This window comes from Nocardia sp. NBC_00565 (genome assembly GCF_036345915.1).
In the GTDB taxonomy this organism is placed as follows: domain Bacteria; phylum Actinomycetota; class Actinomycetes; order Mycobacteriales; family Mycobacteriaceae; genus Nocardia.
The window spans coordinates 6,292,043-6,318,113 of the sequence record NZ_CP107785.1; the positions used below are offsets into that span (position 1 = coordinate 6,292,043).

The following is a 26,071-nucleotide window of genomic DNA, read 5'->3' on the forward strand; positions in this document are numbered from 1 at the left end:
CTTGTAGGGATCCAGCTTCTGTGGTCGCGGCGGATACCCCTTACGCGGCTCGGGCCACAGCGACTCCGTCGCGCTGGCCACCGTACGCCACCCGACCCTGTGCTTGCGCTCGATGGCACGCTTGGATAGGCCGGCACGAAGATCCTGGCGGATAGCCGCGTACAGCTCAACTTTCGATATGTCAGACAACGGCAGGCTCCCCTCGCCCCGCAACCGATAACTACACTATAACCGCTGGTGCTGCCTAAATCCGTGACTCCGCAACGCGCCCGCTAGGATTCGTGAGCAACCGCCGTCACGGTTGATGAACAGGAGACGGGCCCGAGGTGGACCTCGATACCGTCCCAAGTAGTGGCAGGTCATGTTCGGCCAGGCAGGTCGATGCGTTGCTGCTGCGGCAGCGACGTGGCGAGTCATCACATACCAGCCATGCGCGACAGTGGGAATGCCCGCGGGCACGCGCGGGCGTGGGTGCTCGGCTCGACCCATGCGCCGCCCGGTGGGCAGCCTCGATGCGTTTGCTCGGTGGATCGGCGTCAAGGTATGAAGTCGAACCCTCTTCCAGTAGTGGGTCTTCCTGTTCTGACGACTGCGGCCGCAATGGTGGCTTGTAGGGCGCGGACTCCGGTATCGTCCCGCACCCGGGGTGTGACACATGAACGCTGCGGACGTTCGGCGAGGAGAAGACTCGATTAGATTGGCCGACAGGCATTTTCTCCGGTCCTTCACCATGCCCGATTCTCGGACCCGGTTGTCGAAGATGAGCCGGCATTCACCTACCAGGCCACCACCGGTGACGGCGGCGCCACAAGAACCAAACTCCATCAACCACAGTCACCACGAGCTTCTCAGGGCAGTCGTGTCAATGTTGCCGCACGGCGAAGGTCCTGCCGTCGTCGAGCCGGAGTTGCTGAAGAGTCATCAGCATTCGTTCATGAACCTTTCGAGAATCGGGCCGATGATGGCCAGTGCATACGGGTGGGTCAACTCGAGGTGACGTGCGTCGATGACCGTGTTGTGAATGTCGCCTGTGATATGGGGTCGCCACGTCTGTGCGACAGCGTCGTGGTCGACGCGGTCTTTTCCTGCGGTGAAGAAAACCAGGTCTCCGTCGAAAACTTCCGGCCGGTAAGCGTCGGCGATGCCGCTCGCGGTCTCGAAGCTCTCCATCATCCGATCCGCCTGTTCGGCGGTGAACAGTCCGGTTCCGGTCACTTGGTCACGGATGACGGCCCACGCTTGCTCGTAGGTGTCCACGGTCACCTCGTCGCCGAGGTCGAACAGCTCCCGCCAGCCGCCGAGCAGGTCGGCCATCAGTTGTCCCGGCGCGGCCTCGTCCGCAGTGGTGATCGTCGAGGCGACCAGCGACTCCGATGAGCCACCGGCGCTGTCCATCAGGGCCAGCATGCCGACCTGCTCACCATCGCGCTGGAGCAGTATCGCCATAGCATGCGCGATTGCACCGCCCAACGACCATCCGAGCAGGTGATACGGTCCGGTCGGCTGTACTCGGCGAATCTCGGCCACATAGCGTTCGGCCAGTTCGTCCACGGAATCCGCACGTGGTTCGCCCGCCACGACGTGGGGATCCTGCAAGCCGTGGATCGGCCGATCCTTGTGCAGATGTTCGACCACGCCGCCGTAGAACCACGCCAACCCGCCTGCAGGGTGCACACCGAATATCGCAGGCTTCGGGCCGCTCGCACGCAACGGAAGCAACACTTGCAGCCCGGAGACGCCATCCGCGTCGTCGGCCCTGGCCGCCAGCGCCTTCGGCGTCGCATCGTCGAACATCCACGGCAATGCGATCGCCACACCGTGAGCACGCAGCTCGGTCACCACCATCGTTGCCAGCAGCGAATTGCCGCCCAAATCGAAGAACCCGTCCGATGCCCCTACGCGCTGGACTCCCAGGACCTGCGCGTAAACATCGCTGATCACCTTTTCCGTACGGGTCCGCGGCGCGACGAACTCGTGTGCTGATACGTCGAAATCAGGAGCAGGCAGTGCCTTTCGATCGAGCTTGCCGTTGACCGTCAACGGCAGATCGGGCAATACCATGATCGCCGACGGCACCATATAGCTCGTCAACACCTGAGCAGCGGTCTCCCGGACCTCGCCCGGATCGATCTGCTGCCCATCGACGCCCACGACGTAACCGATCAGCTGATCCACGCCACGATCGTGGCGATGCACTGCCACCGCGGCCCGTGTCACGCGTGGATGCCGGAGCAGCGCCGACTCGACCTCACCCATCTCGATCCGGAAACCGCGCAACTGCACCTGCGCGTCGGCCCGGCCGACGTACACCAACTCCAGCCCGCGCGCGGATTTCCGCCACCGGCCGACATCTCCTGACCGATACAACCGGGCGCCAGCCGGATCGAACGGGTTCGCCACGAATCGGCCCGCCGTCAACGCCGGAGCTCCCAGGTAGCCACGCGAGAGTTGCCCACCGGCCACATAGATCTCCCCGGCGGCGCCGATCGGCGCCGGATGCAGCCGGTCATCGAGCACATACACCTGCAACCCCGGTAGCGGCGATCCGATCTGGGCTACGCCCGCCTGATCGATCTCGGAGAACGTCACATGCACAGTCGTCTCGGTGATCCCGTACATGTTCACCAATCGCGGCGATCCCGGCTCGTGCGCGGCAAACCAGCCGGTCAACCGCGACGCATCCAATGCCTCACCACCGAAAACGACATACCGCAAGGCGAGATCACCAGCAGGACAACCAGATTCCCGATACTCGCGCTCCGCATCGACGAACCCGTAGAACGCCGACGGGGTCTGGCTCAACACCGTCACGCGCTCCCGCGCCACGACGTCCACGAACGCCTCCGGCGACCTGGAGGTGTCGTGGCCGACAACGACCAGCCTGCCACCGGATAGCAATGCGCCCCAGATTTCCCACACCGTGAAATCGAAGGCGTACGAATGGAACATCGTCCACACGTCGTCGGGACCGACGTCGAATCGTTCGGCCGCGTTGGTGAACAATGTGACCACTTCCCGATGGCTGACCGTCACCCCCTTGGGGCGGCCCGTCGAGCCCGAGGTGTAGATCACGTAGGCAACATTGTCCGGCCGCACGCCCGACACCACCGGACCGGAACTGCCCGCGACGGCGTCCACGCAATCCTCGACGCGCACCACCGGCGCCGCGTACTCCGGTACCGCCGACACCAGGTCGGCTGACGTCAACACGGCTGCCGGATCTGCGTCGTCGAGCATGAACCGCAATCGCTCCGGCGGATACGCCACATCCAGCGGCAGATACCCCGCGCCCGCTCGGATAACTCCGAGCAGGCCGACGATCAGTTCGATCGACCGCGACAACGCCACTGCCACCAGCGATTCCGGCCCCACACCGTGCTCGCTGAGCCGAGCGGCCACCAGGGCGGAGCGCCGATCCAGCTCCGCGTAGGTCAGCTGCGACTCACCATCGGTCACCGCAACCGCATCCGGCTGTGCGACGGCCCTGGCGGTGAACAGCTCCGCGAGCGTCACGTCCGCGACCGCGACACCGTCGTCCCCGGCCACGTCCAGCAATGCGCGCCGCTGCACCGGATCCACGATGTCGATATCGCCGACAACGGATTCCGGATTCGTGGTCACCTCCTCCAGAATCCGCACGTACGCTTGCGCGAACCGAGTCATCGTCTCCTCGACGAAGAGGTCGGTGGCGAAGGTCAGTCGCCCCGCCATACCAGCCGGATGCCCCTGGTCACTGAACCACTCGACAAGCTTCACGCTCAGGTCCGCCTGCGCCTGATCGAAGCCGTTCTCGACCGGCTCGACGGTGAGCCCAGGCAACTCCAACGCGGCTTTGCTCAGGTTCTGGACGTCCAGCGTCACCTGGTACACCGGAAGATGCGCGGTGGACCGGGGCGGATTCAGCGCCTCCACGACCTGTTCGAAGGGCACATCCGCATGTGCGAACGCGGCCAGGTCCGTCTCGCGCGTCGCGGCGAGCAATTCGGCGAACGGCTGATGCGACAACACCCGCGACCGCAATACGACCGTATTGACGAACATGCCGATCAGATCGTCGAGTTCGCGCTCCCCACGGCCGGCCACCGGTATGCCTATCGCGACGTCGTCGACGCCTGCCAGCCTTGACAGCAGGACGGTCAACGCGGCGTGCAGGACCATGAAGACCGTGGAGTTCGCCTCGCGCGCAACCACCTCGATCCGCGCCCGCAACTGCGCGGAAATCTCGAAATCGACTGCGCGGCCGCGCATGGACGCAACCGGCGGTCGGGGCAGGTCGGTCGGCAACTCGAGCAGCTCGGCCAGCCCGCCGAGTGTGTCCTTCCAGAATCGCAACTGCCCGGACATTACCGAGTCGGGATCGTGCTCATCGCCGAGCACCTCGCGCCGCCACAACGTGTAGTCCGCGTACTGGATCGGAAGGACCGGCCACATCGGCTCTGTCCCTTGCCTACTCGCCTGGTAGGCCGCTGCCACGTCCCGCGCGAGCGGCATCATCGACTGTCCGTCGGCGCAGATGTGATGCACGGTGATCACCAAAACGTGATCCCGGGCATCGAGGGCGAACAACTCGGCGCGCAACGGCGGCGCCTGTGTCACATCGAAGCTCGCCGAGACCGCGGCGGCCGCCCGCTCCATCACATGCTCTTCGTCGACCTTGACCGGAGTCAGTACGGGCGCGACCTCCTCGACGGCGACAACGACCTGATGAGGCGATCCGTCGATCATCGGGAACTTGGTGCGGAGCGACTCGTGCCGTTCGATCACCAGTTCGCACGCGTGTCGCAGCGCGGCGATGTCGAGCTCGCCCCTCAGCCGAATCACCAGCGGGATGTTGTACGCGCCGACCGAGGTATCGAACTGATTGAGGAACCACATCCGCTGCTGCGCCGGCGAAAGCGGCACAAGAGCAGGCCGAGTTCGCGGTGCCAGCCGCACCCGGATGTTCCGGTCGAAAGTAGCCAGACGCGCGGCGAGCTCGGCGACTGTCGATGCTTCGAACAGGTCCCGGACGCCGATGCTCACTCCGAGTGCCGTACTCAGCTGGGCAGTCACCCGCGTTGCCGACAGCGAATTGCCACCGAGGTCGAAGAAGCTGTCCGTTGCCCCAATTCTCTCGATGCCCAAGACGTTCCCGAACACTTCCGCGATGTGCCGCTCGGCGTCGGTGCGCGGGGCGATCCACCGACCGTCCGAGAACTCCGGCATGGGAAGCGCCCCGCGGTCGAGTTTGCCGGTGGTGGTGAGGGGCAATTCGGTGAGCGTCATGAACACGTCGGGCACCATGTGCGCAGGCAGTCGCAACCGTGCGGCGGCCCGGACATCGTTCGGATCTACATCCTCGGCGCTGACGAAGTAGCCGACGAGTCGGTCGATGCCACGTTCGTCCTTCCGCAGCGCCACCACCGCATGTTCGATCCCGGGATGCCCGGCCAGGACGGATTCGATCTCACCGAGTTCGATGCGTTGACCGCGAATCTTGACCTGGAAATCGCGGCGGCCGAGGTATTCCAAGGTGTGCTCCGGTGTCCAACGGGCCAGGTCGCCGGTGCGGTACATGCGCGAGCCTGCCGCACCGAACGGGTTCGGCACGAACGCCACCGCTGTTGTCGCAGGCCGGTTCACGTATCCGCGTGCCAGTTGCACGCCCGCGAGGTACAACTCCCCCGCTACCCCGACCGGCACCGGCCGCAACCACTCATCCAGCACAACGGCCTCGACACCACGGATCGGACGGCCGATCGTCACCACGTCACCGGGGAACAACTCGCTGATGCCGACCAGGATCGTGGTTTCGGTCGGACCGTATCCGTTCAACAGAAGCCGGCCCGGCGCCCACATCGCGACCGTTTCCGGCGACACCGCCTCACCACCGGCCGCCAGCACCCGCAATGATTCCAGTCCGGCGGGCGACATTGTCGCCAGCACGCTCGGTGTCAGGAACGCGTGCGAAACCCGCTGCGCCCGAATCAGTTCCCCCAGCGCTTCGCCCGCGAACAGATCCGGCGGCGGCACCAACAGCACCGCACCGTTGGCATGCGCCAGCAGCACCTCGAGCACCAGCACGTCGAAGCCGGGAGCGGCGGCGTGCAGCACTCGTGACCCGCTGTCCACATCGAAGCGGTCACGCTGCACTGATGCGAAATTCGCCAGCCCCTCGTGGGTGACCGCGACCCCCTTCGGTGTCCCTGTCGACCCCGAGGTGTAGATCACGTATGCCGCATCCCGGACGTGCGGGGTACGCACGCATTCCGCGTCGGTCACGGCGGCTGTCGATCGCGAGGCGATCGACTCAGCGGTGTCCGGATCATCGAGAACCAGCAGGCGCACCGCCCGGGGAAGCAGGTCCCGCGACGCCGAGACCGTGACCGCCACCTGCACATTGGAGTCGGCCACCATGAGCGCGACCCGCTCGGCCGGATTCCGGGTATCGACCGGCACGAACCCCGCACCCGCTTTGGTCACCGCCCACAGCGCGACTACGAACTCCACCGACCGCGGCATGACCAGCGCGACCTGATCACCCGGGCCTACGCCGCACCCGATCAAGTATCGCGCCACCTGGTTCGACCAGGCGTCCAGCTCGGTGTAGGACACCGTGCGCTCGCCCGAAATCAATGCCGCCGCAGCGGGATTCGCGGCTCCACCCGCTGATAGCAACTCTGCCAGCAGGCGCGGTGCCTCGGCGCTGCCACCCGAAGCGGGCACCAGCTCGCACCGCTCGCGCGTGGACAGCAGATCGATGGCACCGAGTGGCGTGCCCGGATCGGTCGTGACCGTGCGCAGCACTGTTTCGATACGGGCGGCGAGAGCGGCCGCCGTTACCTCGTCGATGCGGGCCCGCTGGTAACGGATTCTGACGTGCAACTCGTCGGTGTGGTGCGCCTGCACGGTGATCGGATAGTGCGCGGCGTCACTTCCTTCCGCCGAGACCACCCGCATACCATCGATGTCGGCATCACCCAAGCCGCTGCTGTCGACCGGATACGACTCGAAGACGACCAGGCTGTCGAACAGCTGGGTGCTGCCCGTGGCCGTCATGATCTGCGACAGTTCGAGGTAGTGGTGGTCGAGCAGACGGGTGTTGGCGGCCTGCAATCGGTTCAGCGCGTCCTCGATGGTCAGATCCCGGCGCATGTCGGCGGCGACCGGGATTGTATTGATGAACAGACCGATCATCGACTCGACGCCCGGCAGGTCGGCGGGACGTCCGGAGACCGTGCTACCGAATACCACGCGTTCAACGCCGAGCAGGTTGCCCAGTACCAGCGCCCAGGCGAACTGCACGATCGTTGCCATCGTCACCGCTTGTGCCCGAGCGAACTCCACCAACTCGTCCGTGACGGCGCGATCGAGGACAATCGCGAGATCGATCGGGATATCCACGGTCGCATCCGCGCGCGAATCGGCGACCAACGTGGGTTCGGTGAAATCGCGCAGCGCGTCTCGCCATACCTCGATGCCGGTGGACCACTCGCGCTGGTCCAGCCAGTCCAGGTAATCGCGGTACGACGCCACGGCGGGCAACAGGTCCGCCTGTGTGTCCACCGCATACAAGCCGATCAGCTCACGCCACAGTAGCGGCAGCGACCAGCCGTCCAGCAGGAGGTGGTGCGCCGTCAGCACCAGCCGGAAGTCTTGCGGCGCTATGGCAACGATCAAGAACCGCAGCAGCGGTGGATCGGCGGGATCGAAGGTGACCGCCCGTTCGGCTGCGATCAGCTCATCCAGTTCCATTGTGCTGTCGGTCAGATCGATTCTGCGCCAGCACACGGCGGTGTCGGCGGGAACAACCTGTGCAGGAACGCCGTCGGCCGTTCGGGTGAAGGCGGCCCGCAGGTTGGGATACCGCTCGAGCAAGGCGCTCGCAGAACGCTCGAGCCGGTTCTCGTCGACGACGCCGGCAAGGGCGACTACCGATTGCGCCGTGTAGACATCGAGTTCGCCGGCGGCGAGCTCGGCGTGGAACAGCAGCCCCGCCTGGAGCGGTGCCAGCGACCATACGTCGGTCAGCGGTCCGTACCGGTCGGCGAACGCGTCCAGGTCGGGCTGCGTGAGGTCGACGAGGGGAACGTCTGCTCGGGAGAGTCCCCAGTCATTGTTCGCGCGGGCCGCCGTGGCGATCCCGGTCACGGCGTCGATCCATTCGTCGACGAGTTCGGCCACGTCATCGTGGTCGAGCAAGCGCGAGGCGTAGCCGACGTGCGCCGACAGCTGAGGTCCGGCCTCGGCGTCCACGATATTCACATCGATCGTGACGACCGCTACCGCAGGCATGTCCGGATCGAATGCGGCCCGTCTATCGAACTCCTCCTCGGTCGGAATCCACGCGACCTCCGACAATGTCGTGAGATCGACGCCGACGCGGCCGAGATTATTGAAACTGATCTGCGGCTCGGGCGACGCTGCGAGGCGGTCCGCCGTGTCGGTGTTCAGATAGCGCAGCAGGCCGTAACCGATTCCCTTGTCCGGGATGTCGCGCAGCTGGTCTTTCACGGACTTCACCGCCGCGCGCGGGTCCGTGTCCTCGATCCCGCTCAGGTCGAGCGCAACCGGATACGCGTTGGTGAACCACCCCACGGTGCGTGAGACGTCTGCTCCCGCAGCAATCTGCTCCGCACGCCCATGGCCCTCCAGCAGGACTTTCATGCCCTCGTGAGCGAGGCCGCGCCGCCTGCGCCAGCGGGTCACCGCCACGGCCAGACCGGCCAGCAGCGCATCGTCGACGCCGCCGCGAACGGCTTCGGGCACCGCGTCGAGCAACGCCGAAGTAACCTCCGTCGGGATGGACACCGCCAGATGCCGCACAGTTGACTGGATGTCGACGGCGGGATCCAATGCCGCACGGCCGAGCAGCGGATCGGCAGCCGCACTCATCCGGTGCCACAGCTCGAACTCACCAGCGCGACCCGCGGCAGCGGCGGCCAACGCGTGCGCCCACCGACGCATGGACGTGCCCTGCGCGGGCAACTCCACCGGTTGCCCCTGCGTGATCTGTTGCCAGGCAGCCACGAAGTCGGGAACCAGGATCCGCCACGACACCCCATCGACAGCCAGGTGATGGATCACGATGAGGGCACGGGCATCGGCATCGACGCCCGGTTCGGGAAGCAGGCACACGACCTGCAGCATCCGGCCCTCGGCCGGATCGAGACCGTCGGATGCCTCGGCCAATGCCTCTTCCACCACGGCGGTGAAACCGTCGCTGCCCGGAGCCTCGTCCGCACGGAATGTGCGGGTCAGAACCGAACCCGCGGCATCGGCGGCGCTTTCGGGCAGCACGTCCAGCCGTCGTTCGCGCAGCCTCGAGCGCAACATGTCGTGCCGTTCGAGCACCGCCTGCACGGTCGAGGTCACGTCGTCGACTCGCGCGTCACGCGGCAACCGCACCAGCATCGACTGGGCGAACCGATCAGCGACCCCGACTCGGTCGGCGAACCAGGACACGATCGGCGTCAACGGGATTTCGCCCACCCCGCCCCCGGGCAGCTCCTCGAGCGACACCCGTTCGGAAGCCGCGGCCACCAGCGCCAACCCGCGAACGGTCCTGCGCTCGAATACATCCCGAGCTGTCACGACGACACCCGCGGATTTCAGTCGGGATGCCAACTGGATCGACATGATGGAATCACCACCGAGCGCGAAGAACGAGGTTGTCGCGCCGACCGACGTTATCCCGAGTACGTCCGCGAAGACCGCGGCGATGGCGCGTTCCAGGTCGGTCGATGCCGCGACGGCATCATCTCCGACGGTTTCGAAGACGGGTTCCGGCAGCGCCTTCCGATCCACCTTGCCGGTCGAAGCGAGCGGCATGCGGTCGAGCACCGTTAGCGTCGACGGCACCATGTGCGCGGGCAATACGGCAGCGACATGCTCGAGCACGGTGCTCGGTTCGACGACCGTTCCGAGCTCCGGCACGATGTACGCGGCGAGCGTAGGTTGCCCGCCGGATCCGCTGCGACTCACCGTCACAGCGGAGGCCACCCTGGGATGCGCGAGCAGCGCGGCGTCGATCTCGCCGAGTTCGATGCGCTGACCACGAATCTTGACCTGGAAGTCGATGCGGCCGATGTATTCCAACGCGCCCCGCGCGGTCCAGCGGACGATGTCGCCGGTGCGATACATCCGCGAACCCGGTTCACCGTATGGATTCGCCACGAACGCGCCCGCCGTCGCCGCAGGCCGATTCAGGTACCCGCGCGACAGCTGAGCACCCGAAAGGTACAGCTCCCCCGCTACTCCGACCGGCACCGGCCGCATCCGCGCGTCCAAGACCACGGCCTCCGCACCACGGATCGGACCGCCGATCGTGATCACGTCGGTGGGCTGCACCGGGTCACTCATCGTGATCACGATCGTCGTCTCCGTCGGACCGTAGATGTTGTGCAACCGCCGGCCCGGCGCCCAGGCAGCAACCACATCCGTAGCCACCATCTCACCGCCGACCGCCAGCATCCGCACCGAATCGAGACCGGCAGGCGACATCGTCGCCAACACACTCGGTGTCAGGAACGCATGGGACACCTGATGCGCCTTGATCAACTCGGCCAGATCCGGGCCGCCGAACACCTCCGGTGGCGACACGACCAACGACGCGCAGGCCGCGTGCGCCATCAATGCCTCGAGCAGGACCGCATCGAAGGCGGGTGCCGCCACTTGCAGCACTCGCGACGTGCTGTCCACCCGATAACGATCACGCTGCTCGGCCGCGAAGCCCGCCAACCCCTCGTGCGTGACGACAACGCCCTTCGGCGTTCCCGTCGACCCGGACGTATAGACCACATACGCCGCATCCTGAATCCGCAATACGCGTGGGCGATCCGCGTCGGTGATCGCGCGGCCAGGGTGCGAGGCGATTTCGGCGGCCGAACGCGGGTCGTCGAGCACCAGCCATCGGACACCACCCGGCAACGACGTGCGTGCGGCCGTGAGCGTGATCCCGACTTCGACACCGGAATCGTTCACCATGTGCGCGATCCGCTCCATGGGATACCGCAAATCCACCGGGACGAATGTGGCGCCGGTCTTCGCTATCGCCCACATGGCGATGTGATAGTCGACCGACCGCGGCACGGCGAGGGCTATGAACACTCCGGGTCCGACACCCTGGACGAGCAGGTGACCGGCGAGCTGGTTGGCCCGACGGTCGAGCTCCCCGTAGCTGAGGGTCTCGCTGTCCCCGATCAGGGCAATCGCAGATGGGTCTGCTGCCACGGCCGACGCCAACAGAACGGGAAGCAGGCACGGGGGTGTGGTGTCGCCACCACGTGCCGGGAGGAGGCGTTCTGCCTCCTCAGCGCTCAGCAGCCCGATGTCGCCTATCGGCCGGGTCGGATCGAAGGTGACTGCTTCGAGGACACGAATAAACCGCTCGGCAAGCGATTCGGCGGTCGATTCGACGAACAGGTCTGTGGCGTAGATGATCTCGCCGTCGATACCGGCAGGCCGATCGCCCTCGAGGCGTTCGGTCAGCAGCACGGTGAGGTCGGTCTTGGCCTGCGCAATGCCCGGGTCGAGGAGTTCGACATCGATACCGGGCAGCTCGAATCGAGCCGCGCGCGTGTTCTGCAACCCGAACATCACCTGATACAGCGGCGAATACGCCGTCGAGCGAGGACGATCGAGGACGTCGACGAGCCTTTCATAGGGCAGATCCGCGTGTGCGAGCGCCTCCAGGTCGACGCCGCGTACCTCCGCCAACAGGTCCCGGAACGACCGGTCGTCGCGAACCCGTGTGCGCAACACCACGGTGTTGACGAACATGCCGACCAGATCGTCCAGGGCCCGCCTGCCACGACCGGCGACCGGAGTGCCGACCGAGACGTCCTCGCTGTGCGCGGTGCGAGCCAACAGAATCGCCAACGCCGCGTGCAGCACGACGAACACGGTGACGCCCTCACGGTGTGCCAGCCGCACGATGTCGTCGTGCAGCCGCGTCGACATGCCGAAGCGAACGTTGCCACCGTCCATCGACATCGTGGCGGGCCGAGGCCGATCGGTCGGCAGGCCGAGCAGTTCCGGGGCATCGCCGAGAACCTCGCTCCAGTACGCGATCTGCCGCGCGATCACCGACGCCGGATCGTCCTCGGAGCCGAGCATCTCCTGCTGCCACATCGCGTAGTCGGCATACTGGACTTCCAGCGATTCCCACTGCGGCGCGCGACCATCCACACGTGTCCGGTAGGCGGCGAACACATCGCGGGCGAGCGGCGCCATCGACGAGCCGTCGGCCGCGATGTGATGAATCACGAGCACCATCACATGATCGTCGGCGCCGATGCGATAGAGCCGCGCCCGGACGGGCGCGGATTCCGCGATATCGAAACCCGTCCCGACGGCCCGCTGGATCCGGTCGGCCAGCTCTGTGTCGTCGACGACCGGCTCCGGATCCAACACCATGTCTGCGGCTATCGCCGCGACATCCTGCACGACCTGACACGGTTCACCGTCGACAGCGGGATACACCGTCCGCAACGGCTCATGCCGGGTCAACACGTCGAGGAACGCCGCTCGCAACGCGTCGACATCCAATGGTCCGGTCAACCGGGCCGCGAAACAGATGTTGTATGCCGCCGAGGCCGTGTCGAACTGGTTGAGGAACCATATGCGTCGTTGAGCCGCCACCAACGGGACGGCCGCGGGGCGTGGTCGCGGCACGAGCGGAATCACCGTAGAACGGGTACGCATCGCGATCTGTTCGGCCAATCCGGCAATCGTCGGTTCGTCGAAAATGTCACGGATGCCGACCTCGACACCGAGAGCTGCCTCGGCCCGCGCCGCGATCTGGGCAGCCGAGAGCGAGTTGACACCGATCTCGAAGACGTTCGCCGTCACGCTCACCCGGTCGGCGCTCGTGAGTTCGGCGACAATTCTCGCAAGCGCCACCTCGCGATCGGTTCGAGGCGAGACGAATTCCTCGCCGTCGTCGAACACCGGCTGCGGCAACGCGGCTCGGTCGAGCTTGCCGTTCGCGGTGAGCGGCATCGAATCGAGCACCTGGACACCGGCCGGAACCAGGTACGACGGCAGCGAGCGAGTGAGCTGATCGCGAATCGCGCGGCCATCGGTCACCGCACCCGGTGCCAGCGTCACATATCCGACGACTCGTTCCGCCGTCACGACGGCCACAGCCCGCGCGACTTGCGCAATCGCAAGCAGCGCCGCTTGGATGTCACCCGGTTCCACCCGCTGACCGCGGACCTTCACCTGGAAGTCACTGCGGCCCAAGAACTCCAGCTCCCGAGTTTTCGTCCACCGGACCAGGTCGCCGGTGCGATACAGTCGCTGCCCCGCCGCACCGAACGGGTGCGCGACGAAGCCGCCGCAGGTGAGGTCGGCGCGCGCGTGATATCCGCGCGCCAGCTGGACGCCCGACACGTACAGTTCGCCGACGACACCGATCGGCACTGGTCGCAACCGCGAATCCAGCACGTAGACCTCCATGCCGGACACAGGCGCACCGATTGGGACCGTCGCATGGGTTGTCACGCCTGGCAGGCACCGCGCAGCCGTGACGACCTCCGCCTCCGCCGGGCCGTACCAGTTCACCAGATCCGCATTCACGAACACACGCGCCGCAGCGTCGACAGTGCCCTGCGCCAGCGCCTCACCCGCGACGAATACCCGCCGGATCGATGGCAGCTGTGCAGCGCCCGTGGATTCGAGGAGAACATCGAGCATCGACGGGACGAAGTGGACCGTGGTGACCTGATGACTTGCGATGACACCTGCCAGGTACACCGGGTCGCGGTGCCCGTCGGGTTCAGCGACGATGATCTGCGCACCGGTCTGCAGTGGCCAGAACAACTCCCACACCGCGATGTCGAAGGTGATCGGTGTCTTGTACAGCACCGTGTCGGACGCGTCGTGTGGCCACTGCTGCTGCGCCCACGCCAACTGGCTCACGGTCGCGGCATGGGTCAGGGCGACCCCCTTGGGCACGCCGGTGGAGCCGGAGGTGAACAGGACGTAGGCGATGTTGTCCGGCCGGAGCGGCGCGCGCCGCTCCGTGTCCGTGATCGGGGCATCGGGCACACCGGCCAGATCCACGCGATCGACGCGCGCGGATTCGAATCCATCCGGCAGTTGGTCGCCGTCCGCGGATGTCGTGAGCACCACCAGCGGCTGCGCCGCATTCAGCAGGCCGGCGATCCGCCCGCTCGGATGATCCGGATCGATCGGAAGGAACGCGGCGCCCGCCTTGGCCACCGCGTACAGCGCTGTAACGAGCTCAGCCGACCGGCGGATAGCCACCGCCACAACGGATTCCGGCCCCGCACCGCGGGCGATGAGCCATCGGGCCAGACGATTGACGCGGGCGTCGAAATCCCGGTAGGTCCAAACGTTACCCGCTGGAAGGCAGATCGCCGGAGCGTCCGGAGTGCGTGCGACCTGTTCGTCGAAAGCGTCGACCAGGGTCCGGCCCGTCGCGACGGCGCCGCCGGTGTCGTTCCATCGCTCCAGCAGCAGGTGCCGCTCTGTGCCGTCGAGCAGCTCGATCCTGTCGAGGGGCGAGCCGGCCTTGGTCGCGGCGGCGTCGAGGACGCGCATGAATTGTTCGGCGAAACGCCGTACGGAGTCCTCGTCGAACAGGTCCGTGGCGTACGTCAGGCGCAGCGTCATACCGGTCGGCTCGTTGTGTGTGCCGTGCCGCTCCGTCATCATCATCAGCATGTCGTAGATCGCGGCACTGTCGCCCGGGTCGACGTTCTCGATAGCGAGACCCGGAAGTTCGACGCCTGCTTGCACCATGTTCTGGTAGGCGAGCATGACCTGGAACAGCGGTGTGTGCGCTGTGGACCGCGCGGGATTGAGTGTCTCCACCAGCTGTTCGAACGGGACGGTGGTGTGGTCGAATGCCTCGAGGTCGGTGCGGCGCACCTGATTCAGCAGGCTGAAGAATGTCTGATCGGGTGCGATCCGGGTGCGCATCACCAAGGTGTTGACGAACATCCCGACAAGGTTGTCGAGTGATCGGTGGCCGCGGCCGGCGTGTGGCACGCCGATGGTGATGTCGTCGCTGCCGGACAATCTCGACAGCAATACCGCCAAGGCCGTGTGCACAACCATGAACGTCGTCGCCCCGGCTCGCCGCGCCAGCGCCTCCACGCGGCCCTGCAGCCCACCCGGGATCGTCACGTGGATGACCGCGCCGCGCTGTGTCTGCACCAGCGGCCGCGGCCGATCGGTCGGCAGCTCGATCAGGTCGGGTATGCCCGCGAGTTGGGTTCGCCAGTAGGCGATGTCGCGGGCGATGTATGAACCCGGGTCGTCCGCCGAGCCGAGTACCTCGCGCTGCCAGAGGGCGTAATCGGCAAACTGCACTGTCAGCGGCGCCCAGTCCGGCGGGTTCCCGCTGGACCGCGCCTGATAGGCCGTGACGATATCGGTGGCCAGCGGCGCCACCGAAAAGCCGTCGCAACTGATGTGGTGCACGGCCAGCGCCACCGTCCAGATCGCGTCCGACAGCTGGTACAGCTCTATCCGCAGCGGCACACCCTTCGCCACATCGAATCCGATGCTCGAGAATTCGGCCAACCGGTGTGACAGCTCGCGCGCATCGATCGGCTGCGGCGTGAGATCGCACCTCGCGACGACATCGGCCGCGTCCAGCACGACCTGAGTGGGCGTACCGTCGACTGCCGGATACACGGTGCGCAAGCTCTCGTGCCGCTCGATGACATCACCGACGGCCGCTACCAGCGCATCGATATCGAGGACACCGTCGAGCCGAATCGCGAGCGGCACAACGTATCCGGCCGAATCGGTATCGAACTGGTTGAGGAACCACATCCGAGCCTGTGCCTGCGACAGCGGAAGGCGATCCGGCCGCGGCTTCCGAGTCGGCGCGGGAAGACTCGGCACCGCACGCAACTGCGAGATACGCTCGGCCAGGTCGGCAACCGTGGGCGCCTCGAATATCACTCGTACCGGTATGGACACATCGACGACGTCGCCGATGCGGCTCAGTGCGCGAGTCGCGGTGAGCGAATTTCCGCCCAGGTCGAAGAAGTTGTCGTCCGCACCGATCTCGGGCAGGCCGAAAAGCTCGCCGAAAACACCAGCGATGGTCTGCTCGACGAGCCCCTGCGGCGCCCGGTACTCGGACTCGTAGGCGCTCGGATCCGGCACGGGCAAAGCTCTGTAGTCGACCTTGCCGTTCGCCGTGAGCGGGATCGAGTCGATCCGGACCACCGGTGACGGCACCATATAGGCGGGCAGTCGTTGCAGCAGAAAGCCCCGAATCTCCTTGGCATCGAGCGCTTCTCCGGCCACCACATAGGCGATCAAGCGCTGCTCACCGCGGTCGGTGTGTACCTGCGCGACGGCCGCGCTCACCTGCTCGTTGGCGAGCAACGCGGCTTCGATGTCGCCGAGTTCGATTCGCAGGCCGCGAACCTTCACCTGGGAGTCGGCGCGGCCGACATATCGGATGCCTCCGCCCTTGTCCCAGCGCACCAGGTCGCCCGTGCGATACAGGCGAGAACCGCCCGCACCACCGAAGGGATCGGCGATGAACGTCGCCGCCGTCGGACCGGGACATTCGTGGTACCCGCGGGCCAGCTGGACACCGCCCAGATACAGCTCACCGGTCACTCCGACGGGAACCGGATGCAACCGCGAATCCAACACGTGGACAACTACATTCGCCTCAGGGACGCCGATCGGCACCGCGATGCCGTCGACCGCGTCGATCCGGTGGGCGGTCACGCTGACCGCGGCCTCGGTCGGCCCGTACAGGTTGTCGATGCGCGCATCACTGAGATCCCGGAATCTGCGGACAGTTTCAGCCGGGAGCGCCTCGCCGATGCACAGCACACGACGGAGGTCCAGGAGCTCGCGAGGGGCGGCCACCTCGACGAATGCCGAGAGCAAGGACGGTACGAAATCCACGGTGGTCACCCGATGCGCTGCCATCAGCCGGGCCACGGCCTCGGGGTCACCGTGCGCGTCGGGACCCGCGACAACCAAAGATGCGCCACAGATCAACGCGGAGAACAGCTCCCAGACCGACAGGTCGAATGTGACCGGCGTCCGCAGCAGCATGACGTCGTCGCCACCGAGCTGGTAATGATCCCGCATCCACCGGAGTTGATTCACCACCGCGGCGTGCGGAATCGCCACGCCCTTCGGCACACCCGTCGAGCCAGAGGTGTAGATGACATACGCCAGATCGTCCGGATGCAGCGGCCGGCTCCGATCGGCGTCGGTCACCGTCGACGGATCTGTGTGCTCGGCGTCGAGTTCCTCGAGCGACCACACCGGCACGCCATCGGGCAGACTCACCTTGTCGACCAGACGGGTGAGGACCGCACTCGGCCGCGCAGCATCGAGGACGGCACGCACGCGGTCGGACGGGTGATCCGGATCGAGGGGCAAATAGGCTGCACCGGCCGCGTGGATCGCGTACAGGGTGGTCAGCAGATCGATGGAGCGCCGCATCGCCACTGCCACAACGGTTTCCGGGCGGACCCCGCGGCCGATCAGCACTCGGGCGAGCGAATTCACCCGCGCCGCGAACTCACGGTAGGTGAGCCGATCGCCGTTCTCGGCGTCGAGAACCGCTGTGTACTCGGGCGTCGCCGCTGCCTGCGCGGCGAATAGGTCCGCGATCGTCGAGCTCGATTGGTGCGTCGTCTCCCCTGTCGAACGCGTTGTCAGTTCGCGCGCCTCGTGTGCGGTCAGCAGGTCGATGTCGCCGATGGCCCGGGTGGGATCGGCAACGACCGCACGCAGGAGCAACAGGTAGCGGTCGAACATCGTGGTGATCGTTGCCTCGTCGAACAGATCCGTCGCGTAACCGAATTCGACTGCCATCTCGCCCGGTTCACCGCCGGGCTCGAGAGCGTCGACGAGATTCAGATGCAGGTCGTATTTCGCCACGCTCGAGTCGGCCATGCGAGCCGAAACCGTCAGGCCCTCGAACGTCACCGTGGGGATCTCGATGTTCTGGAACGAGAATCCGACCTGCGTCAACGGTGCGTGTGCGGTTGTGCGCGGCGGGTTCAGTACCTCCACGAGGCGTTCGAATGGAATGTCGGCGTTCTCGAAGGCAGCCAGATCGGTGGCCCGGACTTGTTCCAGAATCCGGGTGAAGGAGGCATCGGGCTCGATGTGCGCCCGCAACACCAGCGTGTTGACGAACATGCCGATCAGGCCGTCGAGTCCGGGATCGCCGCGACCCGCGATGGGTGTGCCGACCGCGATGTCGCCGGTTCCCGACAGTCGCGCCAGCAACGCCGCGAACGCCGCGTGCGTCACCATGAAGACCGTTGTGTCGTGGCGGCGGGCCAGCACGGCCAGGTCACGATGGAGGTCGGCAGGCAATGTCGTCGACACTGTCGCGCCGTGGAACGACTGCTTCACCGGCCGTGGACGGTCGGTAGGCAGGTCGAGCACCTCGGGCAGATCGGCGAGGGCTGCCTGCCAATATCCGGTCTGGGCGACAGTGGCAGTGTGCGGGTCGTCCTCGGTGCCGAGCAGCTTTCGTTGCCACAGAGCGTAATCCGCATACTGCACGGGCAGCGGCGCCCATTGCGGCGCCTGCTGCCGAGCGCGGGCCTGGTAGGCGGTCATCAGGTCTGCGGCGAGCGGGCCGAGCGATGACCCGTCGATGCTGATGTGATGAACCACGAGAACCAGGGTGTGTTCGTCGGATGCGCTGCGCAGCAATGTGATCCGGCATGGCACCGCGGACGTGACGTCGAACCCGACCGCCACTTCGGCGATAATCCATGCCTCGACTTCACCCGCCGCGACGGTCACCGGCGCCAACTTCGGTAGGACGGTATCCACCGGGACGATCACCTGGTGCGGTCCGCTTTCGCTGTCCGGGTAGATGGTGCGGAGGGATTCATGTCGGTCGAGCACATCCGCGATCGTGGCTTGCATGGCAGCTACGTCGAGGTTTCCCGACATGCGCACAACCAGCGGAACGTTGTATACCGCAGAGCTGGTGTCGAACTGGTTGAGGAACCACATGCGGGCCTGAGCGGGCGACAGCGGGATCCGGTCCGGACGCTCTTGCGGCTCGAGTGGTGCCCGTCCTCCCGCGTCGGCGGTGCGAAGATGCTCCGCCAACGCCGCGATGGTCGCCGCCTCGAACAGTGTGCGCAGTGGAACGTCGACGCCGAACGCGCTGCTCAGCCGCGCTGCCGCGCGAGTAGCCGACAGTGAGTTGCCGCCGAGATCGAAGAAGCTGTCGAGGACGCCGACTCGCTCAATGCCCAGAACTTCCGCGCAGACATCCGCGACAATCTGCTCGGCCGCGTTGCGCGGCGCGACGAATTCGGTGGTCGTGGTGGCAAACACCGGTTCCGGCAACGCCGCACGGTCGACTTTGCCCACTGACGACAGCGGCAACGTGTCGAGCACTATTACTGTGTCCGGCACCATATGCGAGGGCAAGCGCTGCGCGACATAGTTCAACAGTTCCGTGGTGTCGATATCACACTGAGCAGGCGCCACGTACCCGGCTAGTCTGGGGCCGCTGTCGGTCGCTACGCCTACGGTCACTGCTGCCGCCACATCGGGGTGTCCGGCGAGGACGGATTCGATTTCGCCGAGTTCGATGCGCTGGCCACGGATTTTGACCTGAAAATCGGTGCGCCCGAGGTATTCCAGGGTGTAATCGGGTCTCCAGCGGGCCAGATCGCCGACGCGGTACATGCGTGAGCCCGGCGCACCGAACGGATTCGCCACGAATGTGGCGGCTGTGGTGGCGGGTTGGTTGAGGTATCCGCGGGCCAGTTGCACACCCGCGACGTACAACTCTCCCGTCACCCCGACCGGCACCGGCCGCAATGACGCGTCCAGCACCACAGCCTCGACGCCACGGATCGGACCACCGATCGTCACGACATCGCCGACACACAACGGATCACTGATCGCGACCATGATCGTGGTTTCGGTCGGTCCGTATCCGTTGAACAGCTGTCGTCCCGGCGCCCACACCGCCACGGTCTCCGGTGACACCGCCTCCCCACCGGCCACCAGCACCTGCAGCGAATCCAGTCCGGCGGGCGACATCGTCGCCAGTACACTCGGTGTCACGAACGCGTGCGACACCTGATGTGCCCGAATCAGTTTCGCCAACTCCCCACCAGCGAACACCTCCGGGGGCGATATCACCAGCACCGCACCATTGGTATGCGCCAGCAACAGCTCCAGCACCACCGCGTCGAAACCGGGAGCGGCTACCTGCAACACTCGCGACCGCGAGTCGGCCCGGTAGCGTTCACGCTGTTCGGCCGCGAAATTCGCCAGCCCCGCATGGGTGATCGCGACGCCCTTCGGGGTGCCCGTCGACCCCGAGGTGTAGATCACGTATGCCGTGTCCGCAATACGGCAGGGGCGCACCCGATCCGCTTTCGTCACAGCGGCAGCTGATCGCGATGCGATCGACACCTGGGTGTCCAGGTCGTCGAGAACCAACATCTGGACTCGGTCCGGGAGCAGGTTCCGCGATTCTTCGACCGTGATCGCGACCCGCACATCGGAGTCCGCGACCATGTGCGCGACGCGTTCGGTCGGATTGCGAGGATCGACCGGAACGAACGCCGCACCCGCTTTGGTCGTAGCCCACAATCCGACCACGAACTCCACCGACCGAGCCATCACCAACGCGACCTGATCACCTGGGCCGACACCCCACTCGATCAACACCCGCGCAACACGATTCGACCACTCATCCAATTGGGCGTAGGACACCGTGCGCGTACCCGACACCACCGCAGGCGCAGCAGGATTCCCCACCAACAAGTCCGCCAACACCCGCGAACCCACCCCCACACCCCCCGACGCGGGCACCAACTCCATCCGCTCGACCCCCGACAACAACTCCACACCACCCACGCGCATCTGCGGGTCCGACACGAACGCATCGAGGATCCGATTCAATCGCGCGGCAAGCTCCTCGATCGTCCCCCGGTCGAACAGGTCAGTCGCGTAATTGATCCGCAGTGCGACATCGCCGCCCGCGGCCGAGCTTTCGGCGACGGTGACGATGATGTCCACCTTCGCCGGTTCCGGCCCCGAATCCAGGATCTCGACGGTGAGGTCGGGCAGTTCCAAACTCGCACGGTCCATGTTCTCGAAGGCGAGATAGACCTGGCACAGCGGTGCATACGCCATCGACCGTGCCAGATCGAGTTCCTCGACGACGCGTTCGTACGGCAGGTCGCTGCAGGCGAAGGCATCCACATCGATGTCTTTGACCCGCGCCAGGAATGCGGTGAACGATTCGTCATCACGCACCTCGGTGCGCAGCGGCACAGTGTTGACGAACATCCCGATGAGCGGCTCGAGCGCGCGCTCACCCCGACCTGCGACCGGCGTCCCGACGGTGATGTCCGAGGAGCCCGACAGCCGGGCGAGCAGCACGGCCAGCGCGGCGTGGACAACCATGAAGGTCGTGACGTTCGCGGCGCGAGCCAACCGCTCGATCTCGGCGAAGGTCTCAGCCGGGATCACCGTGCCCGCGACGTCGCCGCGCATGGACTGGCGGCCAGGACGTGGACGATCGGCAGGTAGCTCCAGCAGCGGCGGCATTCCCGCCAATTGCTCTGTCCAATAACCCAACTGGTGTGCGGCCAGCGAGTTCGGATCGTTCTCGTCGCCGAGCAGTCCATGGTGCCAGATGCTGTAGTCGGCGTACTGCACCGTCAAAGGCTGCCAGTCCGGAGTCTTTCCTTCCGACCTCGCGCCGTAGGCGGCTGCCACATCGGCCGCGAGTGGTCGAAGAGATGAGCCGTCGCAGCAGATATGGTGCAGGACAAGGACCAGTACGTGGCATCGGCGGTCGCCGGTCGCAAGCAGGGCGCACCGGATCGGCGGACATTCGCGCACGTCGGTCCCGATCGACGCCAGCTCACGAATACGGTTCGCGATCTCGTCGGGGTCGGTCGGCTTCGGGGTCAGATCGAGCTCCGCGACGACCTGCTCGGCCGCCAGAATGACCTGTGTCCCTGCACCGTCCACAGCCGGGTAGAAGGTGCGCAGCGACTCGTGCCGATCGATCACGTCCATCAGGGACGCACGCAAAGCCGCGGTGTTGAGACGTCCGGTCAGCTGCACCACCAGCGGAATGTTGTACGCCGCGGATGCCGGGTCGGCCTGATTGACCAGCCACATCCTGTTCTGCGCGGGCGACAATGGAATCGGCTCGGTCCGCCGCACCGTGCGCAGCGCCGGCCGACTGGCGCGGTGCCCGTCTTCGATATGCGCGGCGAGTTCAGCGACGGTCGGTTTACCGAACAGGTCGCGGACCGACACGTCGCATCGGGTTATCTCAGCGATGCGCACGGCGGCGCTGGTCGCGGTGAGCGAATTGCCGCCGAGTTCGAAGAAGCTGTCCAACACGCCTACCCGCTCGGTGTCGAGAACCTCGGCGAAGACGTCTGCGATCGACTCCTCGACCACCGTGCGGGGCGCGACGTACGCTGCGGCCGAATCGAATACCGGCTCGGGCAGCGCACGGTGGTCCACCTTGCCGTTGACCGTCAGCGGCAACGTCGCCAACACGACGATGCCCACCGGGACCATGTATTCCGGCAGTCGCGCACCAACGTGCGCGCGAAGGGAATCGGCCTCGCAGATGGCGTCGCCGGCGGGCACGACGTATCCGACGAGCCGGGCCGCCTCCGTGCCGGGACGATGCACGACGACGGCCGCCGCCGAGACAGCGCTATGGCTCAACAGCGCGTTGCGGATCTCGTCCAGCTCGATCCGGAAACCGCGCAACTGCACCTGTTGGTCGGCTCGGCCGCGGTATTCCAACTCGCCCTTGTGATTCCATCGTGCGACGTCGCCGCTGCGATATAGGCGCTCGCCCGACGTCCCGAACGGATCGGCAACGAAGCGTCCCGCGGTCAACGCGGGTCGGTTCAAATAGCCGCGCGCAAGTTGGGCTCCCGCGACGTAGATCTCGCCCCACGCTCCCAGCGGAACCGGACGCAACCGTTCGTCCAGGACAAACGTCCGCAAACCCGGCAACGCCGGTCCGATTGCGCTCGGCGCGCCCGGCACGGCGATGTCCGGTGTCAGGCCGAGGTAGGTGACGAAGACCGTGGTTTCGGTGATCCCGTAGCTGTTGGCCAGCACGGGCAAGTTCGGGTTGTGTTCATACCAGTCCGCCAACCCCGCCGGATGGAGAGCCTCGCCCGAGAGAATGACCAATCGAAGGGAAAGTTCACCGTGCGGCACAGCTGCGGTCACGTACCGCTGTTGCGCGGCCGCGAACTGGAAGAACGCCGACGGTGTCTGGTTGAAAACGGTCACCTTCTCGCGTGCCGCGAGTCGCACGACATCGTCCGGCGAACGCGTGGTGAGGCTGTCCACGACGACGACACGGCCACCGGTGACCAGCGCGCCGAATATTTCCCATACCGAGTAGTCGAACGCGATCGAGTGGAAGAACGTCCAGACGTCCTCGGACCGGACTCCGATCTCGGCACACGCGTTCACCAAGTAAGTGGCGACGGCGCGATGGCTTATCGACACGCCCTTCGGTCGACCGGTCGATCCGGACGTGTAGATGACATAGGCGACGTGGTCGGAACACAGCGGGCCCCTCCGATCGGCATCGGTGATCGGATCCGAGGCATCATCGCGGGCAGCACCGGGAACGTCGTCGAACAGCACGACGCGGCCGGGGTCGCCCGGCACGTGCTCGCGCACGCTCCGGTTCGTCACGACAACGATCGGATCGGCATCGCTCAGTACGTATTCAAGCCGCTCGGTCGGGTGGGCTATGTCCAACGGCAGATAACCGGCGCCCGACTTCAGCACGGCCAGCAGAACGACGATCAGATCGGCATCCCGTGGCAGTGCGATGGCCACCAGTGATTCCGGCCCCGCACCGAGGGCGATAAGCCTGCGAGCGAACCGGTTGGACAGCTCGTTCAGCTCGCGGTAAGTGAGGGCGGTCTCGCCCGACGTGACGGCCACCGCAGACGGCGTCGCGGCGGCCTGTCGCGCCAGCAGATCCACCAGTGTCGCGCAGGGCGATTCACCGTCGCGGCCGGCGAGTTCCCCGACGATTCGCAGCTCCTCGTCGGGGTCGACGAGCGGGATGTCGACAACAGGGGTGCCGGGAGGCGAATCGATCAGCCGATGCAGGAACTCGATGAACCGGTGTGCGTGCGATTCGAGTTCATCCTGGCCATACAGGTTCGCGTTGCCGTGCAGTTCGATGAGCAGCGGCGCATCGGCCCCGGAACGGTACATGTTGAGCTGCAGGTCGTCGAGCACCCCCGAGGTCAGTGCGCGGTATCGGCCGACGGCTGCCCCGAGGCGAATCTCGGAGTCGAAGAACAGGATGTTGACGATCGGACCGAACGAGTTCGCGGCCGCGTCCAGCGCGTTCGAGTCGCGGCGCAGATCCTCGAATCGGTAGAGCTGGTGCCGCATCGCCGAGACGAGTTCGGACACCGACGCACCGACCAACTCTTCCACGGTGGTCGTCGCGTCCACGGCGAATCGAATCGGCACCATGTTCGCCAACATCGCGGCGGCATTGCGCAGCCGCATCGTGACACGCCCGCTCACCGGCATCGACAACACCACATCGTCGGTACGTGTCATCCGGGCGAGGAACGCGGCGAATGCGGCGATCACCACCTGCGCGGGCGAGGCGCCCAGGTTATCGGCGAAGCGATCGAGCATGTCGGACAACCGCGACGGAAGCTGCAGACCGGCTATGCGGTCGTCGCTCCACCGTGCGGTGCGACCGGACAGACTCGCCGGCGTCGGAAGGTCGGCAACCTTGTCGAGCCAGTATGCCTTGTCGTTATCGAACCGCGAGCTGGCGCGATAAGTGCGCTCCGCCTCGACGATGTCGTGCAATTTAGCCGCCACCAACCGTGCGGGCGGCCGGTTCTCGAGGATGGCGTTGTAGTGCTCGGCGATTCGGGTGACGACGTTGAACGCGCCATAACCGTCGATCACGAGATGATGAGCGCGCCCGTACCAGAGATACCGGTCTTCGCCGAGTCGGATGAGCCGCGTCGCGGTGAGCCGGTCACGGCTCAAGTCGACAGCCTTGGTGTTGTAGTCGCGGCGCATCCATTCCATCGCCGCCGCGAACGGATCGTCCTCATCACTGACATCCAGCACGGGCTCGTCGTAGATGATGCTGCGGTCGACGAATTGATATGGGCGACCATCGGACTCGATCACCCGTACCACCAGAGACTCGGTGTCCCGCCCGGCGCTGTTCACCGCCTGAGCGAACACATCCGCGTCTATCGGGCCTTCGATCTCGACGTACTGTGCGATATTGACAGGCGGGCCACCGGGCATGCTGTCTGCGAACCATATACCGTACTGCGCCCTGGACAGCGGAATCAGATCCAGATCGCCGTCGGCAGTTCCTGCTGACTTCAGACTCATCCTGTAACCCCTCGCTCAGACTCGCAGGCACTGCGACGGAACTACGCCGTGCCACCTGTCCGAAATTCCCCTTGTATCTACTTTTTCCAATTTCGAACCGGCACTACCCCTGCTCCCGAATGCGCCGATTACATACGGCGCGTGTAGCTCGATACGCCCTGCCCATCGATCAGCAGGCGGCACCAGCCCAGCCGGACCGAGACGCACGGCCGCGAAATCGCACTCACACGGACCGTCCTGCCGGTCGGTGTCACCGCCCGCGAGATGGCATCAAGACCTATTCGAAGCCGCGGAGATCGTGGATCGTAACAATTTTTCGCAGTCTCGTTTGCCATTGCGTGCACGGTATGAGCTGATATCGGCGGTCTGTCCGATTCGGGGTCGAACAGGTTCCGACCCGCACACTTCGGTACTACCTATTAGCAGTTGATGACTTCTTGCCCCACGGCGGGAGATATCATTTCGCTCCCATCCGCACGTCGTGCTGCCTCGAATACTGTGCAGTTCGTAACCTTCACCTGCCAGGAATGTCGCCCCAGAGTATGAAGGAGAACCCGAAAGTGTGGCAGCGTATCGGTCATCCGGTCGGAGCAATCGCCGCTGTGCTCGAGACTCCTCTCACCGCGTGATCGCGAATCCCCAATCCCCCGGTTGTGTGCCACCGATACACATACCCGGGGATTTT

1 protein-coding gene is annotated in these 26,071 nt (G+C 65.7%); it reads right to left on the bottom strand.

Features of this window, described 5'->3' with window-relative positions; translation table 11 throughout:
* Nucleotides 1–921 precede the first annotated feature (921 nt).
* Nucleotides 922–25,386 (bottom strand): non-ribosomal peptide synthetase, encoded by a 24,465-nt coding sequence (locus OG874_RS29175; protein WP_330250306.1) that lies wholly within the window; start codon nt 25,384–25,386, stop codon nt 922–924.
* Nucleotides 25,387–26,071: the final 685 nt, after the last annotated feature.